This is a genomic window from Pseudarthrobacter humi, from assembly GCF_024294965.1.
In the GTDB taxonomy this organism is placed as follows: Bacteria; Actinomycetota; Actinomycetes; order Actinomycetales; family Micrococcaceae; genus Arthrobacter; species Arthrobacter humi.
In genome coordinates this window covers 86,244-102,714 of sequence record NZ_JANCLV010000012.1, presented here as the reverse complement: position 1 = coordinate 102,714, position 16,471 = coordinate 86,244, and the positions used below count along the sequence as shown (strand labels likewise).

At 65.3% G+C, this 16,471-nt stretch carries 15 protein-coding genes; 7 read left to right on the top strand and 8 right to left on the bottom strand.

Going from position 1 to position 16,471, the window contains the following annotated elements; translation table 11 throughout:
* Nucleotide 1 precedes the first annotated feature (1 nt).
* From paaD to paaA, 4 genes are read right to left on the bottom strand one after another with little or no spacing between them, the layout of a single operon-like run.
* On the bottom strand, nucleotides 2-520 hold the full coding sequence (gene paaD, locus NFC73_RS16050; RefSeq protein WP_254751759.1) for a 1,2-phenylacetyl-CoA epoxidase subunit PaaD: 519 nt from the start codon (nucleotides 518-520) through the stop codon (nucleotides 2-4).
* The gene (gene paaC, locus NFC73_RS16045; protein ID WP_372494680.1) at nucleotides 517-1,404 is read right to left on the bottom strand and encodes a 1,2-phenylacetyl-CoA epoxidase subunit PaaC; all 888 of its coding nucleotides are present in this window, start codon (nucleotides 1,402-1,404) and stop codon (nucleotides 517-519) included. Before paaC ends, paaD begins: the two co-directional genes overlap by 4 nt.
* Before the next feature lie 11 nt (nucleotides 1,405-1,415).
* The gene (gene paaB, locus NFC73_RS16040; RefSeq protein ID WP_254751757.1) at nucleotides 1,416-1,775 is read right to left on the bottom strand and encodes a 1,2-phenylacetyl-CoA epoxidase subunit PaaB; all 360 of its coding nucleotides are present in this window, start codon (nucleotides 1,773-1,775) and stop codon (nucleotides 1,416-1,418) included.
* Nucleotides 1,772-2,779, bottom strand: a complete 1,008-nt coding sequence (gene paaA / locus NFC73_RS16035; RefSeq protein WP_254751755.1) for a 1,2-phenylacetyl-CoA epoxidase subunit PaaA — start codon at nucleotides 2,777-2,779, stop codon at nucleotides 1,772-1,774. The genes paaB and paaA overlap by 4 nt, the downstream gene beginning before the upstream one ends.
* Before the next feature lie 628 nt (nucleotides 2,780-3,407).
* On the opposite strand from paaA, the gene NFC73_RS16030 reads away from it, so the two are divergent.
* On the top strand, nucleotides 3,408-5,489 hold the full coding sequence (locus NFC73_RS16030) for a sensor domain-containing protein (protein ID WP_254751753.1): 2,082 nt from the start codon (nucleotides 3,408-3,410) through the stop codon (nucleotides 5,487-5,489).
* A 190-nt stretch (nucleotides 5,490-5,679) separates the two neighbouring features.
* On the opposite strand, the gene NFC73_RS16025 is transcribed toward NFC73_RS16030, so the two are convergent.
* Nucleotides 5,680-8,202 carry an AMP-binding protein gene (locus NFC73_RS16025; RefSeq protein WP_254751751.1) on the bottom strand — a complete coding sequence of 841 codons (2,523 nt, stop codon included), beginning with the start codon at nucleotides 8,200-8,202 and terminating at the stop codon, nucleotides 5,680-5,682.
* 201 nt (nucleotides 8,203-8,403) lie between these two features.
* A complete protein-coding gene (locus NFC73_RS16020) occupies nucleotides 8,404-8,802 on the bottom strand; it encodes a nuclear transport factor 2 family protein (RefSeq protein ID WP_254751749.1) in 399 nt (132 codons plus the stop codon).
* Nucleotides 8,803-8,970: 168 nt separating this feature from the next.
* On the opposite strand from NFC73_RS16020, the gene NFC73_RS16015 reads away from it, so the two are divergent.
* The 5 genes from NFC73_RS16015 to NFC73_RS15995 all read left to right on the top strand — a co-directional run bounded on the left by NFC73_RS16015 (nucleotide 8,971) and on the right by NFC73_RS15995 (nucleotide 12,606).
* Complete coding sequence (locus tag NFC73_RS16015; protein ID WP_254751747.1) at nucleotides 8,971-9,666, top strand: helix-turn-helix domain-containing protein; 696 nt, start codon at nucleotides 8,971-8,973, stop codon at nucleotides 9,664-9,666.
* Entirely contained in the window at nucleotides 9,659-10,480 is an 822-nt protein-coding gene (locus NFC73_RS16010; RefSeq protein ID WP_254751745.1) for a hypothetical protein, read from the top strand. Before NFC73_RS16015 ends, NFC73_RS16010 begins: the two co-directional genes overlap by 8 nt.
* Nucleotides 10,481-10,615: 135 nt before the next feature.
* Nucleotides 10,616-11,041 carry a helix-turn-helix transcriptional regulator gene (locus NFC73_RS16005; protein ID WP_058931462.1) on the top strand — a complete coding sequence of 142 codons (426 nt, stop codon included), beginning with the start codon at nucleotides 10,616-10,618 and terminating at the stop codon, nucleotides 11,039-11,041.
* Between the two features lie 22 nt (nucleotides 11,042-11,063).
* On the top strand, nucleotides 11,064-11,465 hold the full coding sequence (locus tag NFC73_RS16000) for a VOC family protein (RefSeq protein WP_254751743.1): 402 nt from the start codon (nucleotides 11,064-11,066) through the stop codon (nucleotides 11,463-11,465).
* A gap of 166 nt (nucleotides 11,466-11,631) precedes the next feature.
* Nucleotides 11,632-12,606, top strand: a complete 975-nt coding sequence (locus tag NFC73_RS15995) for a hypothetical protein (RefSeq protein WP_254751741.1) — start codon at nucleotides 11,632-11,634, stop codon at nucleotides 12,604-12,606.
* 158 nt (nucleotides 12,607-12,764) lie between these two features.
* Here NFC73_RS15995 and ppsA read toward each other — a convergent pair whose 3' ends face one another.
* Both ppsA and NFC73_RS15985 read right to left on the bottom strand, forming a co-directional pair.
* Entirely contained in the window at nucleotides 12,765-15,158 is a 2,394-nt protein-coding gene (gene ppsA, locus NFC73_RS15990; protein ID WP_254751739.1) for a phosphoenolpyruvate synthase, read from the bottom strand.
* A 151-nt stretch (nucleotides 15,159-15,309) separates the two neighbouring features.
* Nucleotides 15,310-16,128: a pyruvate, water dikinase regulatory protein gene (locus tag NFC73_RS15985; RefSeq protein WP_252598632.1), complete on the bottom strand. Its 819-nt coding sequence runs from the start codon at nucleotides 16,126-16,128 to the stop codon at nucleotides 15,310-15,312.
* A 111-nt stretch (nucleotides 16,129-16,239) separates the two neighbouring features.
* On the opposite strand from NFC73_RS15985, the gene NFC73_RS15980 reads away from it, so the two are divergent.
* Nucleotides 16,240-16,455 (top strand): hypothetical protein, encoded by a 216-nt coding sequence (locus NFC73_RS15980; RefSeq protein WP_254751736.1) that lies wholly within the window; start codon nucleotides 16,240-16,242, stop codon nucleotides 16,453-16,455.
* Nucleotides 16,456-16,471 lie beyond the last annotated feature (16 nt).

The window sequence follows — 16,471 nt, the reverse complement described above, 5'->3', positions numbered from 1 at the left end:
CTTACAGGACTTTGAAGTAGTCGAACGGTTCCAGGCAGTCCTTGCAGACGTACAGCGCCTTGCAGGACGTGGAGCCGAACCGGGTGAGCTCCTTGGTGTTCAGGCTGGAGCACTGCGGGCATTTCACGGCCATTTTGAGCCTGATGGGGCCGCTGTGGCGGGCGGCTGCTGCCATGCCCGACGGCGGCGCGATGCCGTACTCCCGCAGCTTCGCCTTCCCGGCCTCGGTCATCCAGTCCGTGGTCCAGGCCGGGGCGAGCACCAGGTCCACCTCTGTCTGTTTGTAGCCTTCCTTGGCGAAGGCTGTTTTCAGGTCGTCGCGGATGGCGTCCATGGCCGGGCAGCCCGAGTACGTGGGCGTGATGGTGACCCTTACGCTTTGTTCCCCTGTCACCTGCACGTCGCGGAGGATCCCCAGGTCCTCGATTGTGAGCACGGGGATCTCGGGATCGCAGACCGTGGCGGCGATGTCCCAGGCCTTCTGCTGCTCTGTCAGTTGCTCGACGGCCACGGCGGTCACCAGCTTGCTCCGGGGTACTCGCGCGCCAGGACCTGCATCTCCGCGAGGATGTAGCCCAGGTGCTCGGAGTGCCGGCCATGCCGACCGCCGCCCGGGGCAGCCGGCACGACCGGCACCTCAAGCTCGGCTTCCGCGAGGATCTCCCCGGTGAGGCGGTCAAAGTCCGCTTTCAAGCTGGAAGGCTCGACGGCGGCGCCGGTTTCGGCCAGGCGGGCGGTCAGCTCGTCGTCCTGGAAGAGCTCGGCAACGTAGGGCCACATCTGCTTCAGGCCCTGGATCATCCTGGTGCGGGATTCGTCCGTGCCGCCGGCCAGGCGGAGGATCCACTGGGCGCTGTGGTCCCGGTGGTAGTCCACTTCCTTCACGGCCTTGGCGGCGATGGCGGCGAGTGTGGTGTCCGTGGATTGCGTGAGGCGGCGGTAGAGCTCGAACTGGTAGTAGCTCACGATGAACTGGCGGGCGATGGTGGCCGCGAAGTCGCCGTTGGGCTGCTCAAAGATCGCGGCCGACCGGAACTCGGGCTCGCGCCGGAAGTACGCCAACTCGTCCTCGGTCTTGTCCCAGGCGCCGCCCGCGTAGGTGAGGAAGCTTCTTGCGTGGCCCAGCTGGTCCAGGGCGATGTTGCCCAGGGCCACGTCCTCCTCCAGCTCGGGACCGCGGGAAATCCAGTGGCCCAGCCGCTGCGCGAGGATCAGGCCGTCGTCCCCGAGGCGCAGCGCGTACTCGGCCACGTCCTCGGTGGGCCTGGCCAGGCCGGTGCGGACCTCGAGGGCGATGTCCTCCGGGCGCAGGGCGTTGCCGGGGGTGATGCGGGTGGCGGATTCTGGGCCCACGCCGGCGAGGGCCCCGCCGCGAGCTTGCGAGCTGTGGGAGCCGGTGGGGATGGGTGCAGAGTTCACAGGTGCTTCACCCCTTCGCTCTTGGTGTAGTACGTGGCGTGCCGGTAGTCCTTGCCCTGCGGGGACTCGAAGAACGAGCCCTTGGCGTCCGGGTCGCTGGCGGCGATGGCGTCGGCCGGCACCACCCAGATGGACACACCCTCGTTGCGGCGCGTGTAGAGGTCGCGGGCGTTGCGCAGGGCCATGGCGGCATCCGGCGCGTGCAGTGATCCGGCATGGACGTGCGACAGCCCGCGGCTTGACCTGACGAAGACCTCCCAGAGGCCCCAGGCGTTGCGGTCGGTGGCCGGCTCTGGGGCCACGCCGACAGGGGTCCCTGGCCGAGCTTGCGAGGTTGGGGAGTCGGTGGGGATCATGCTGCGTATTCCTTTGTCTTCAGTGACTGTTTTGCTGCATACGCCGCGGCTGCTTCGCGGACCCAGGCGCCGTCGTCGTGCGCTTCCCTCCGGCGCTCAAGCCGCTGGGCGTTGCAGGGGCCGCGGCCGGCGAGGACTTCGTGGAACTCATTCCAGTCCAGCGGGCCGTGCTCCCACTTTTTGGTGTCCTCGTTGAAGCGGATCTCGCTGTCCGGGAGGGTGAGGCCCAGCACGCGGACCTGCTCCACCATCATTCCCACGAAGCGGCTGCGGAGTTCGTCGTTGCTGAAGCGCTTGATGTTCCAGGCCATGGACTGGCGGGAGTTGGGCGAATCGTCGTCCGGCGGGCCGAACATCATCAGCGCCGGGGCGTACCAGCGGTTCACGGCGTCCTGGGCCATCTGCTTCTGCTCCGGGGTGCCGTGGGCGAGTTCCAGCAGGATCTCGAAGCCCTGGCGCTGGTGGAAGCTCTCTTCCTTGCAGACGCGCACCATGGCGCGGCCGTAGGGGCCGTAGGAGGCGCGGCACAGCGGCACCTGGTTGCAGATGGCGGCGCCGTCCACCAGCCAGCCGATGGCACCCATGTCCGCCCAGGTCAGGGCCGGGTAGTTGAAGATGCTGGAGTAGCGGGCCTTGCCGGCGATGAGATCGGCCGTCATCTTGTCCCTGCTTTGGCCAAGCGTCTCGGCGGCGGAGTACAGGTAGAGCCCGTGGCCGGCCTCGTCCTGGACCTTGGCCATGAGGATGGCCTTGCGCTTCAGGCTCGGGGCCCTTGAGATCCAGTTGGCTTCCGGCTGCATCCCGATGATCTCCGAGTGGGCGTGCTGGGAGATCTGGCGCAGGAGGGTCTTGCGGTAGGCGTCCGGCATCCAGTCTTTTGGTTCAATGCGGGAGTCCTCTTTGATGACCCGGTCGAAGTTGGCCTGACCGTCCGCGTCCTGGCGGTCCTTGGCCTGGCTGTCCCTGGCCTGGCTGTCCGCGTCGCGCTGGGCGTTGGCTTCCATGGTTGCTCCTATGCACCTGCCTGGATTGGTTCGATTTATTTACCGACCGTTCGTTCAGGATATGCGTGGAGTGCGGAAGGCGTCAAGGCGCGGGCCACGACGCTCTCTCACTTAATGCGGCTTTTTCGGCAACGCTCTCTCACCGGCTGGCGACGCGCATATCCCTTGTCGACGCGCATCTTCCCTGACGCGGCCCATATTTCGTGCGCGTCAGATCGGATGCGCGTCGATTGCGATCGTGCGTGTCGACCGTCGTGAGGTAGGGGGGAACCTAGCCCCTTACCCGCACCTCCGCAATGGCCGCGGATGGCAGTGAGCTCAATTCCGGTAAACCTGAACCGTGACTGCATCAATTGACTTTCAACCGAAAGAGGCACAAAGTGACGCCATACACCACGCCGTTGGTGATATCCGTTCATGGTGGGGGCTACAGCACGGATTTCTAATTGCTCTCACGCGATGAGCCGGCCAGCAGGCCGGAAGCGGGAAACCAGCAAGTCGCTGGTTCCTCCTTCCAGTCCAGCGTCAATGTCGACAGACGCGTCAAGCGAATCATCCTGCTCTTCCCCGTGAATTTCCCGTGACCAAAATCCAGATCTGCAAGATCCGGCCGATGAAAGAGGTACCGATGATTCCTCATACGCCGGCCGTCCCCGAGGCCCGCATCAGCGGTGACCTGAACGGAACAATCACTGCGTGGAATGCCGGTGCCACCGAAATGTTCGGCTTCAGCGCTGACGAAGCAATCGGCCGGAACTATGACCTGCTGACCACCACGAACGGACCCATTCTGCATCGGGGGGCCCTGGAACATCTCCTGGCCGGAAAAGGCTCCAGCGAGGTCCGGACCCGCTGGCGGCGCAACGACGGCCGCGTCGCCGAGGTTTCACTCACGCACTCACCCCGGTTCGACGCCGACGGAGTACTGATCGGAAGCTCCACCATCGCACGGGACGTCACAGCGGTGTCGCAGCTGCAGGACGAGGCCGGCAAGGAACGCGAACGGCTCATCGAAGCCCAGGAGATGGCCCATGTGGGAAGCGCCGAATACGATTTCTCCTCGGGCCGGTGGTGGCATTCGGAGGAATTTGGCCGTCTTCTGGACCTCACCACGGGCGAGAAAGTCTCCATATCCATGCTTCTGGAAAAAATCCATCCCCAGGACCGGGACGGTGTCAGGTCCGACTGGAATTCCCTGGACCGGGCCGGCTCCCGGCATCTTGACCGCGAGCTCCGCCTCATCCAACCAACCGGTGACGTGCGCTGGATTCTGGCCAGCGTCAGGGTCACCGGCACCGGCATCCGGACCAGGGTACTCATCACCGCCTTAGACATCACCGCCCGTAAGCTGGCCGAAGCGGTCCTGACACATCAGGCATCCCATGACGCGTTGACTGGGCTGCCCAACAGGATCCTGATCAAGACCATCCTCCATGACCTCCTGGGCCGCAAAGCATCCAGTGTTGTGGTGTTCTTCCTGGACGTTGACCGGTTTAAGACCGTCAATGACGCCGTCGGCCACGCCGCCGGAGACGCCATCCTCAGTCAACTCGCGGCCAGGCTCCGTCCCGCCATCCGGCCCGGCGACACCGTTGGCCGGTTCGGCGGCGACGAATTCATCGTGATCTGCAAAAATCTGCACGCCACGGAGGCTACTGCCGTGGCCGAACGGCTCCGCACCGCTGTCAAAGAGGCATTCACGCTCGACGACCGCCAGATTTTCCTGAACATCAGCATCGGCATTGCCCCTGCCAGCCCGGGAGACACAGCGGAGACCATCCTCGACGCAGCCGACCTGGCCATGTACCAAGCCAAGAAGGCCGGCGGCGACCGCATAGCGACCCGCGACTCCCACACCCAGCCCGCCGCCACCGCCCGACTCAACCTCGAATCCGACCTCCGCCTCGCCCTGGGCCGGAATGAGCTCAGTCTCCACTATCAACCCGTGATCGACGTCAAAACCGGGAGGCCGGTTGGTCTCGAAGCCTTCCTGCGCTGGGAACACCCCACACTCGGCCTGCTCCAGCCCGCAAGCTTCATCAGCCTCGCCGAAGACAGCGGCCTGATCGTTCCCATTGGTAGCTGGGTCCTCAACCAGGCCCTCCAACAGACCCAACATTGGCGCAACACCCTGCCCGGCGCCAAGGATCTCACGATCTTCGTCAACGTCTCCGTGCGCCAACTCCAGGACCTGCGTTTCGTGGACACCGTCCGGGACGCTCTCTGCACCACCGGCATCAGCCCGGACGCCGTCACCCTGGAAATCACCGAATCCGTACTCATGGATCAGCGCGAACTGCCCACCGCCATCGTCCAAGGCCTGCATGCCTGCGGCGTCGGCCTGGCCATCGACGATTTCGGCACCGGCTACTCATCCCTGAGCCAGCTCCGGTGGCTATCCGCCGACACACTGAAAATCGACAGGTCCTTTGTATCAGAACTCGGCTATAAAGATCCCAGCAGCGCCTCCATCATCCAACTCATCCTCGGCATGGCCCGCGTCTTGAACCTCAGCGTCATCGCCGAAGGCGTCGAAACACCGACGCAGTTGAACCAACTACGCAGGCTCGGTGTCCGCCACGCCCAGGGATACCTCTGGTCCACGCCCGTCCCGGCCCACGAAATACCAAAGCAGCTACAAGCACATGCAACGGAACCGACACCGCGCAACGCCCAGCCCCGCGAACTCCCCCGTCGTTCGGATCGTTGAACAGGGACGCGGGGAAAGACTGTGGAACCCAGCGGCCGGGAGGGGCAGCCAACCGAGGTGGGCTGCGGTGGCGCCTGCCGCCGTCGGACGTTCCTCCCCGATTCCTTCGTTCGCGACACGCAACAGCCCGGCGTGTCCCGGGTTTTGCCGTGGTCTTTGGAGAGCAACTGGGCGGGAGCGGTTACCGGGCTCACCGAGCGGACAGGATCCGGCTCTTGGCGCGGCCGATGACCGTTGGCGCCACGCTGCAGAGTGCCCAGTACGCCGATCCTGCGGCCAGTGAGGCGACGACGGCGAGCGCGGGGCTGAGCTCAACCAGCAGCGGGTAGACCAGCCAATGCACCAGGTAGATGTGCAGGGACGCGCTGGCCAGCAGAACGGTGAGGCGCCGGAGCCCGGCCGGGACGGGAATGCTGGGCAGCCACAGGAGCAGGAGTATCCCGGCCAGGACAGTCAGTTCACGGGCGGGGTTGTCGAAGAACCCCGGGATGGTCAAAGCGGCAAGGACACTCACGGCGCCTCGCTGCAGGATATGGCGGGCCCGGGCAACCGCCCATCCCAGCGCGAATAGCCAGAATATGGGCGGTGTGTGCGGAATTCCCGGCTCAAAATGCTCATAGCGGGTGAGCAGCCCGGCGGCGAGCAGCACCAGCGGGAAGAGGAAAGGGAAGCGTTTTTCGGCCCGGCTTACCCAGGGCAGGGCGAGCAGAACCGTCATGCTGACCAACACGTAGACGAGCACCTCGATGAACCAGAAATGCGACCGGGTGGTCACCTCTTCGGGTCCGATAATGGCGTTGAGGAGGACGATGTTCGCCAGGCTGTATCTGTCGGTGATCAGGTACGCGAAGCCGATGAAGGCCATGCTGGGGACGATGACCCTGGCCAGGCTGGCCACTTGCTTCCGCAGCCGCGGCATACGTTCCCCGGACAGCTGGAACCGGGCGAAGTTGAACCCCGCCACAGCCATGAGCACGTGGGCCGCACCCTGCCAGTGCAGGAATCCAATGTGGGTGCTGACAATCAGGAAAATGGAGACCGCCCGCAGCACGATGCTGGTTTCAAGCCGGGCGAAGAGGCGGCGCTTCCGCGGCCGCGGCTGCTCAAGGCGGGCTCCGAGTACTCCCACCGGGGTGATGTGCCAGTCCGGGGGCAAATGTCCCAACGCCTGCTCAAGCCGCACGGACGCTGCCACATACGAAAGGGAGTCCCCGCCGAGCGAAACGAAAGTGTCGCCGTCGGAAATGTCCGTCAGCTCCAGCGTGTCTTCAAAAATCTTCACCACGCTGTCCTGCGGCGTAGCTCCGGAGTTCGTGCTGGACGGCGCGTGTTGACGTGTGGGTTTGGCGAGCGCCAGGACGGCCGGGTAGTCCAGCTTGCCGGACGCCAGGCGAGGGAGCTCCGGCACCGAGTGTACTTCCAGGGCAGCGCGGGGCAGGCCTATGCCTTGGGCGAGGAGCTTGCCGAGCAGCGCGGGGTCGTGTTCACCTTCGACGGCGACCACGAGTCCCTGGTCCGTGCCGGCGCTCGCGGCCTGAATACCAAGGTCGGCAAGGATCCGTTCCACCTGCCCAAGGTCGACGCGGAGGCCGACGATCTTGACGAACCGGCTGCGCCGTCCCACTACCTCGTACAGTCCGTCAGCGTTCTTGCGCGCCAAGTCTCCGGTGCGGAGTTCATCCACCGTCCGCCCGAGGCCGAGGTCCGCCGGCGTCTGGGCGTAACCCAGCATCACGTTGGGCCCGGAATAGACCAGCTCCCCATGTTCCAGTCCAGCGACCGGGTCTATCCGGAAGGCGCCGCCGGGGACAGGGACTCCGATGGCACCCGGCGACGTACCTGCCAGCCGGGGCGGGAGGTAGGCCATGCGTGCGGTGGCCTCCGTCTGGCCGTACATCACAAAGAGATCCCAGCCGCTCCTTGCGCCCAGGCCGGCGTAGCGCCGGACCAGGTCAGGGCCGAGCCTGCCGCCAGCCTGGGTCACATACCTGAGCGTGGGCAGCTTCATCGCGGCGAACCCCACCCGCTCGAGCAACTCGAAGGTGTAGGGAACGGCTGCGAACGATGTGGCGCCCTCGCGGCGGAACAGATCCCAGAAGCAGGGGTCCACCACGGACAGATCCGTCAGGACCAGGCTGGCACCACGCAGCAGGTGGCTGTTGATCACCGACAGCCCGTAGCAGTAGGACATGGGCAGCGTGGTCATTGCCCGGTCGTACTCCGTGATGCCGAGGTATTCCGCGATGGACTCTGCATTTGCCTGGAGGTTTTCATAGGACAGCCGCACAAGCTTGGGTGATCCCGTGGAACCTGAGGTGCTCAACAGAAGGGCCAGGTCCGGGTGCAGGGTGTGTCCGGTGCCAGGCCGCCGCTCCTCCAGTACAGTCCGGCCGTTCGCGGAACTCAGGATAACGTCCGGATCATAGGCCGCCACGAGGGACTCCAGGGCGGCAGGCTTGTCCGCGGGCAGGAGGATCAGCGGATGACCGGCCGCCATGGCCGCCAGGTACCCCACCAGCGAGTCAACATCGTTACCGGCCGTCAGGGCCACCAGGCGTCGTTCGGTACCGAGTCGCCGGCCCAGCTCCTCAACACGGCCGGCCAGTTCCCGATACGTTAAAACACCGTTGCTGGCGGCAACGGCAGTCCTGTCCCCGTAGTTCGCGAGGTTCGCCGCAATCGACAGGCGTTGAAGGTCAAGTTGGGTGCTCATAGGTGTGGTCCAGAGGTGTCTTCGGCGATTTAGGGAAGCCTAACCTTGGAAGAGTACACCGGGCGTTGGTGGATTAAGAAAACAAACTGTGCCCTATTTCTCCAGCTTCTGGCGTAAAGGGCCGCGTCCCGTCCGCGCCTATCTGCGGTTCGACGCCCCGCAACGGATCAGTACCCGGGTCACGCGACGTGCCTGGCGCCGTCACTCGACAACAGTGTCGGCATGCCGATGGGCCACCTTCCATTCGCCGCCTTCGCGGCGATACACCTGCGTGGCACGCAGGGTGTACCTTTGCGGCTGACCGTTGACGGAGGCGGACGTGTGCTCCAGTCCGGCGGTGTAGGCCATGTCATCCACGACGTCGTAGGCCTGCACTTCGAACGCGTACGACGTGCAGTCGGAGAAACTCTTCTCGAGGTCGGCGAAGAGCCCGTCCAGCTCATGCTGGCCATAGGCGTTGCGCCACGCACCCAGGACGCTCACGGGTTCTTTACGTGACCAGATTGCCCGGCGCGGGGCCGAATCGCCGTTGTGAAGGGCCAGCTCCGCCTCGTAAAGCGCGGACTTTACCCAGGCCAGGAAGTCGTCGCGGTCAGTCATGCCTCAGTATGCTCCACGCGCAGCTGATCCTGCACGGCTGCCCGAGCATTTTCACGTCATTGCGTAGCGCCACGCTGCAACGTGCCACGAACCGATAGACACAACGATGCCGTAGGGGGAAGTGTTCCGCATACACAGAATTATTCCCGGTGCGGTAGTATTGTGCCTATGAGTTCAAACTATGTCAGCACCAAGGAAGCGGCAGACCAGCTCGGCGTGAGCACCCGGCAGATCAGAAACATGGTCGCCCACGGCCGCTTGGACGTCCTCAAGTCCGGCAACAGCCTTCTGGTCTCCACTGACTCGCTGAACCGCGCCTACCAGGTGCCCCGCAGGGCTGGCCGCGCCTGGACCCCAAGGATCGCCTGGGCTGCCCTTGCCATGCTTGACGGGGCCGACGCAGCTTGGCTCCAACCCTCCGAGCGCTACCGGCTCCGCCAATCCTTGCAGACCCGCACCGTAGACGAGATCATGGCTGCCGCCCGCAACCGGGCCACGGTTCGCAGGTTCCGCGCCACACCCGACGCGATCTCCAGGCTGCTAGAACACGTAGCTGCCACCGGCGGGACGGCAATGAGGGACGCCGGCATCGCATCGAAGTTTGGTCTGGCCGGAGGCGGAGGGTTCCTCGACGGCTACGTCCCATTGGGCGTCGCTGACGAGATGGCCGAAGCCTTCTACATGGAAGCGGACACGAGCGGGAACGTCACCCTGCGAGAAGTGGAATTCGAGGAAGCCCTCAAAGCAGGTGTTCCCACGGCGGCCATCGCCCTTGATTTGGCCGAATCCGTCGCGACGAGGGAGCACTCTGCCGGCCGGTCCGTTCTGGAGAAGCTCCTCGACGAACAGGTCAACCGTGGCTGACGGAATCCACGACGACGGCCGCGAAATTTGGGACGTCGCCACACCGCCAGGTGGCTGGGGCCAGCCCTGGCCGCAATGCGTCGAGCTGGCCCGGAACCTCCCCGCCCAGCACTGGACTCTGGTCGGCGGACTCATGGTCCAACTCCACGCTGCCCGGGCCGGACTGGCTGTGGCCCGGCCGACCGCGGACGTGGACATCGTCCTTCATCTTGAGACCCCTGGGACGACAGTTGCGCAGGTCCACGCCATCCTTGCCGGGATGGGCTATGCACTGCAGACGTCCATAGACTCCGCTGCTCCGGCCCACCGGTTTGTCCGCGGGAAGGAACAGGTCGACGTAATGGTCGCGGACTGGGTCGCTCCACGGGTCCCTCAGCGACTGGGTGGCCACGATATGTTCGCCCTACCCGCCGGCACCCAGGCCCTGCAGCGGACGGTCTATTGCCGGTTCCCAGTTCCCGACGTCGACGGCGGTGACGACGAAAAGGACGTCCTCATCAGTATCCCCAACGTCCTCGGAGCCCTCGTCCTGAAAGGTGCGGCCTACCGGGATGACAGCCGCGACACCCGCCGCCACCTGGACGATGCGGTCGTCCTCTCCGCCTGCGTCCTGGAACCATTGACCACGCGCGATCAGATGAAGGGCAGCGACCGCTCGCGGATCATCGGCCTGTATGACAGCCTCGGCGACCGTGCACACCAGTCCTGGATGCTGCTCGAGGACGAAGTACGGCAGAGAGCCCGGATGAACCTGAAGATCCTGGCGGACAACCCGCAGAGCGCACCGAAGTTCCGCAGGCTCGGCCAAAGCTAGTTGCACCTTGGTGGGCGCGTCCTTCTGCGGCGGCTGCTTGGAGGCAACTGGGTAGGGGCGCCGGGATTTCGACAAGCTCAAACACCGGGCGGACAGGCTCGACCACCGGGAGTGGAGCGCTACTAGACTTGCCTCATGACACCGCAGGAGCTGGCAAACTTGGCCCACTTGCGCCGGGCCCGTGACCTGATTGACCGCGAGTACGCCCGGCCGCTGGATGTGCCCACCATGGCTGCCGGTGCCCTCATGTCCGCTGCGCACTTCTCCCGCCAGTTCAAGGCCGCGTACGGTGAGACCCCGTACAACTACCTCATGACGCGGCGGATCGAACGTGCCATGGCGCTGCTGCGCGCCGGTGTCAGCGTGACCGACGCGTGCATGGAAGTGGGCTCCACGTCCCTGGGTTCGTTCAGCTCGCGGTTCACCGAGATCGTCGGCATAACGCCCAGCGCCTACCGGGCCCGCGAACACCATGCCGTGAAAGCAATGCCCACGTGCATCGCCCGGCAGCACACCCGGCCCTCGCGCAAACCGAGCAGGATTGAAGAAGCCTCTTCCTAGCCACTCCCCTAGCGTGGGAGACATGAACATTTCATTGAAGTACACCAACGTCACCGTCAACGATGTCGATGAGTCCCTCGCGTTCTACCGCGACGCCCTTGGCCTGGAAGTCCGGAACGACGTCGGCTCGGACGGACAGCGCTGGGTCACCCTCGGAAGCGCCGCCCAGCCCGACCTCGAGATCGTCCTCTCGCCCCCGCACGCCGGCCGCTCACAGGCCGACGGGGACGCCATCCAGGAACTCGTCACCAAGGGCGTTATGCCCATGCTCGTGTTCAACACGGACGATCTCGACGCCACGTTCGAAAAGCTCCGCGCATCCGGCGCCGAGGTCCTCCAGGAACCCATCGTCCAGCCGTGGGGCCCGCGCGACTGCGCCTTCCGCGACCCGTCCGGCAACATGATCCGCATCAACCAGGGCTGACCGACGCGCACGTTCGTTTTCGAGGCTGATCTTCCTCTACGCAGCCCATATACCGGGTGCGCCAGGGCAGGTGTGCGTCGGAAACGAACAAGCGCGTCGCCAGGACTTCTCCACATAGCGGCACCTGCGCCTCCCGCCGAGGGCGCACAGCTGGCATCGTCGCTACATGACGGATCTTCCACCGCTCCTCCTGGCCCGCGACCGCGCCCTTCACGGGCTGACCCCGGATGACCTTGCCAAGCGCGTCAAGGCCGGTTCCCTGGTCCGCGTCCGGCACGGCGTCTACACGGACGGGCAGGTCTGGAAGGGACTGAAGCCGTGGGAGCAGTACCGCCTCCGCGTCCAGGCAGCTGCGGAAACGTTCGAGAAACCCACCGTCTTCGCGAGGCACTCCGCCGCCAGCGTGTGGGGAATACCCACCATCGGCCTGAACCACCCGGTCCAGGCCCTCACCCTGAAGAACGACGGCGGCCGGTCACGTGCCGGGGTCCGCCGCCACTTTGCTGCGCCGGCGGGTCTGACGGTGGTCCGGCGGGAGGGCCTGCTCGTTACCGGCCGCATCCGCACTGTCCTGGACCTGGCGGCGTTCACGCCTTTCACCGAAGCTGCCGCACCCCTGGATCATGTGCTTCGACCGGACCGGACCCTGCGGCTGCCTGCCGTGACCACGGCTGAACTGGAGGCAAGTATCGGATCCATGTATTCCACTGCCGCGCGGCGAAGACTGCTGACCGCAGTGGCTTTCGCGGACCCTTTGTCCGGTTCCGCAGGGGAGTCCTACAGCCGCGCCCTGATCCACATGGCCGGCTTCGAAGCCCCGGTCCTGCAGCAAGCCATCCACGACAGGGACGGCCTGGTGGGCTACACCGACTTCTATTGGAAGCAGGCCAAAGTTGTTGGCGAATTCGATGGTGTGGAGAAGTACGTCAAACCCGAGTACCTCAAGGGCCGGACGGCGTCGCAGGTGGTTGTGGAGGAAAAGGCGCGCGAGAACCGAATCCGGGCCGCCGGGTTCAACGTGGTGCGGTGGGATTGGGCCGAGCTGATGGAGCCAGGGAAGCTGGAACGCAAGCTGGCAGCGGCTGGCGTGCCCCGCCGTCGTGCGCGTTCCGCGGTTTTCGACGCGCAAACCCGACCGTGACGCGCAGATTCCCTGGCGCCACCGATATTTAGGTGTCGACAGGGAATCTGCGTAGCGACAAGGAAGCTGCGCGTCGACAGGGAATCTGCGCAGCGCCAGGAACGGACGACGTCGGCACCCAGCCCGGGTGCCGACGTCGTGCGTTCAGTTCGCGCTTGTTAGCCGATTTCGACAGGCTCCGCGGTGCCGGCGAGCCGGAGCCAGGTGTCCACCACGGTGTCGGGGTTCAGGGAGACGGAATCGATGCCCTCCCCGACCAGCCACTCGGCGAAGTCGGCGTGGTCGCTGGGACCCTGGCCGCAGATGCCGACGTACTTGCCGCGCGCCTTGCAGGCCTTGATGGCCAGGCTCAGGAGCTTCTTGACGGCAGGATCGCGTTCATCGAAGCCGCCCGAGACAATCGCGGAATCCCGGTCCAGGCCCAGGGCCAGCTGGGTCATGTCGTTCGAGCCGATGGAGAAGCCGTCGAAGTAGTCCAGGAATTCGTCGGCCAGCAGCGCGTTCGAGGGGATCTCACACATCATGATCACCTCGAGGCCGTTCTCGCCGCGGACCAGGCCGTTCTCCGCCAGCAGCTCGATGACGCCGCGGGCCTCGTCCAGGGTCCGCACGAACGGGATCATGAGCTTGACGTTGGTCAGCCCCATCTCGTTGCGGACGAAGGACAGGGCCTCGCACTCGAGGTCGAAGCAGTCCCGGAAGGACGGCTCCAGGTACCGGGAGGCGCCGCGGAAGCCGAGCATCGGGTTCTCTTCGTGCGGCTCGTAGGCCGGTCCGCCGATGAGGTTGGCGTACTCGTTGGACTTGAAGTCGGACATGCGCACAATCACCGGCTCCGGCGCGAAGGCCGCCGCGATGGTGGACACCCCTTCGGCCAGGCGCTTGATGTAGTAGTCGCGCGGGCTGCTGTACGCGGCAATCCGTTCCCGGATTTCCGCGGCCACGTCCGCCGGCTGGCTGTCCAGGTTCAGGAGCGCCTTGGGGTGGATGCCGATCTGGCGGTTGATGATGAATTCCAGCCGGGCCAGGCCCACGCCGTGGTTCGGCAGCTGCGCGAACGTGAACGCCTGCTCCGGCGTACCCACGTTCATCATCACCTTCACCGGGGCGTCCGGCAGCTCGGTGATGGCGGTTTCCTCGACGCTGAAGTCCAGGAGCCCTTCGTAGATGGTGCCGGTCTCGCCGTCGGCGCAGGAGACGGTCACCTCGAGGCCGTCGGCAAGGGAATCCGTAGCACTTCCGGTGCCGACGACGGCGGGAATCCCCAGTTCGCGGGCGATGATCGCCGCGTGGCAGGTGCGTCCGCCGCGGTTGGTGACGATGGCGGAAGCGCGCTTCATGATCGGTTCCCAGTCCGGGTCGGTCATGTCCGCGACCAGCACATCGCCGGTCTTGAAGGCGGCCATCTGGTCGATCGAGGTGAGGATGCGGACACTGCCGGCGCCGATGCGCTGGCCGATCGCACGGCCCTCGGCCAGCACCCGGCCGGTCGCGTTGAGCCGGAAACGGCTCAGGCTGCCGGCGGCCCGGCGGGACTGCACCGTCTCCGGGCGTGCCTGCAGGATGTACAGGCCGCCGTCGGTCCCGTCCTTGCCCCATTCGATGTCCATGGGACGGCCGTAGTGGTTCTCGATGGCGACGGCGTGCCGGGCGAGCTGCTCGACGTCGGCGTCGCTGAGGCTGAAGCGGCTCCGCAGGGAGGCCTCCACCGGCACGAAGTCGATGGTCCGGCCGATCTCCTGGCTGTCCGTGTAGGTCATCTGGAGGGCCTTCTCGCCCAGGCCGCGCTTGAGGATGGCGGGCCGTCCGGCCTGCAGCGCGGGCTTGTAGACGTAGAACTCATCGGGGTTCACGGCGCCCTGGACCACTGCTTCGCCCAGTCCGTAGGAGGACGTGACGAACACGGCGTCCTGGAACCCGGACTCGGTGTCCATGGTGAACATCACGCCGGAGGCCCCGACGTCGGAGCGCACCATCCGCTGGATGCCCGCCGAGAGTGCCACCTCGGCGTGTTCAAACTTGTGGTGCACGCGGTAGGCGATGGCCCGGTCGTTGTAGAGGGACGCGAACACGTCCTTGATGGCGACCAGGATGTTCTCGATGCCGCGGACGTTCAGGAAGGTTTCCTGCTGCCCGGCGAAGGAGGCGTCCGGGAGGTCTTCCGCAGTGGCGCTGGAACGGACGGCCCAGGAGAGGTCCTCGGAGCCCGCGTGCTTGTCCACCAGCTGCTGGTAGGCGTTCCGGATCTGCGCCTCGAAGTCCGGCAGGAAGGGCGTCTCGCGCATCAGCGCGCGGATTTCCTTGCCCGCTGCCGCCAGGGCCGTCACGTCATCGGTGTCCAGCCCCACCAGCCGGTCGGCGATTTTCTGGTCCAGGCCGGAATCAGCCAGGAAGCTGCGGTAGGCGTCGGCCGTCGTGGCAAAGCCGTCCGGGACCTGGACGCCGGCGGAGGTGAGGTTCTGCACCATCTCGCCGAGTGAGGCGTTCTTGCCGCCTACCCGGTCAAGGTCCTTGAGTCCGAGTTCTGAGAACCACAGGATGTCTGTCGTCATAATTGCTGCTCCTTTGCAGATGATGGCATGCGGGGGCGCCGCCCCGCGCGCGGCTGTGGCCGGTTGGTGGGCGCGAATCCTGTCTACAGTGACAGGTCCGAAGCACCTTTCCAACATGATGTGCGCCACACCAAGCTTGTGAAATTTTTCCCTAATGTTTGAGGTTCATCCGCTGCAGGATGGTGGCGGCCATCTCCTCCACGGACACTGTGGCCGAATTCAAGTACGGGATCCGGTGGGAGACGTACAGCTGCTCGGCACTGCGCAGCTCGAAGCCGCACTGACGGAGCGACGCGTAGGGTGAGCCGCGGCGCCGCTCGGTGCGGATCTGGCTCAGCCGCAGGGGGTTGGAGGACAGCCCGAAACACTTCTCAACAAAAGGCCGCAGCGGCTTGGGCAGCCCTTCCCGTTGGAAATCCTCGTCCACCAGCGGGAAGTTCGCGGCGAAGATGCCGTGCTGCAGCGCCAGGTACATGGTGGTGGGCGTTTTTCCGCAGCGGGACGGTGCCACCAGGATGACCTGCGCCTTTTCCAGCGCCCGCAGGCTCTGGCCGTCGTCGTGTTCCATGGCGTACTCGACGGCGGCCATCCGGGACTGATACCGCTCCGCGTTGCCGAGGCCGTGGGCCCTGCCGGGTTCGGCGCTGGCCGGGGAACCGAGGGCTTCCTCCAGCTGTCCCACATGCGTCCCGATCAGATCCACGATGATCCCCTGGCACGTTGCAATGGCCTGTCTGATGTCGCTGCTGACAGCGGTGGAAAAGACGATGGGCCGCGGGCCCGTGGCGACCAGTTTGTCGATGGTGCCCACCACGGTCCTGGCCTGTTCGGCGGTGGTAATGAACGGGACCGTGATGCGGTCAAAGTTGTTCGCCGGGAACTGAGTCAGCAAGGTATTGCCGAGCGTTTCCGCGGTGATGCCGGTGCTGTCCGAAAGGAAGTAGACAGGCCGAATCTCGTCATTGGTCATGAAGGCATTCTCCACCGACGAGCTGACACGGAAAAATCACGCGGCAGAAACACTGCGGCAACCTGGCCGGGGCATGCTGGGCATACGGGGACAACCAGCAGGAGGCACAGCATGATCACTGACAAGGTGCAGACGGCAAAAATCCAACTCGGCGACCACATCGAGGCGTGGCACAACGGCAAGCTTTTCCACAAAGGCCGGGTGACCGACGTCGTACATTCCCTGGACCTGATCTGGATCAGGGACGCGCGGACCGGCACGCGGAAGCTGCTGGATCCTGACGCCCTGGAGATCATCAAGGTGGAGGCACCGCAGGCCGCCGGATAGCTTGTGAGCGCCCGCC

Coding starts and splice junctions, on each gene's coding strand:
- paaB (WP_254751757.1), bottom strand. CDS start 1,775: ATGATCCCCACCGACTCCCCAACCTCGCAAGCTCGGCCAGGGACCCCT.
- ppsA (WP_254751739.1), bottom strand. CDS start 15,158: ATGACGACAGACATCCTGTGGTTCTCAGAACTCGGACTCAAGGACCTT.
- paaA (WP_254751755.1), bottom strand. CDS start 2,779: ATGGAAGCCAACGCCCAGCGCGACGCGGACAGCCAGGCCAGGGACAGC.
- NFC73_RS15995 (WP_254751741.1), top strand. CDS start 11,632: ATGACGGATCTTCCACCGCTCCTCCTGGCCCGCGACCGCGCCCTTCAC.
- NFC73_RS16020 (WP_254751749.1), bottom strand. CDS start 8,802: ATGACTGACCGCGACGACTTCCTGGCCTGGGTAAAGTCCGCGCTTTAC.
- NFC73_RS16005 (WP_058931462.1), top strand. CDS start 10,616: ATGACACCGCAGGAGCTGGCAAACTTGGCCCACTTGCGCCGGGCCCGT.
- NFC73_RS16030 (WP_254751753.1), top strand. CDS start 3,408: ATGATTCCTCATACGCCGGCCGTCCCCGAGGCCCGCATCAGCGGTGAC.
- NFC73_RS16000 (WP_254751743.1), top strand. CDS start 11,064: ATGAACATTTCATTGAAGTACACCAACGTCACCGTCAACGATGTCGAT.
- NFC73_RS16015 (WP_254751747.1), top strand. CDS start 8,971: ATGAGTTCAAACTATGTCAGCACCAAGGAAGCGGCAGACCAGCTCGGC.
- NFC73_RS15985 (WP_252598632.1), bottom strand. CDS start 16,128: ATGACCAATGACGAGATTCGGCCTGTCTACTTCCTTTCGGACAGCACC.
- NFC73_RS16025 (WP_254751751.1), bottom strand. CDS start 8,202: ATGAGCACCCAACTTGACCTTCAACGCCTGTCGATTGCGGCGAACCTC.
- NFC73_RS15980 (WP_254751736.1), top strand. CDS start 16,240: ATGATCACTGACAAGGTGCAGACGGCAAAAATCCAACTCGGCGACCAC.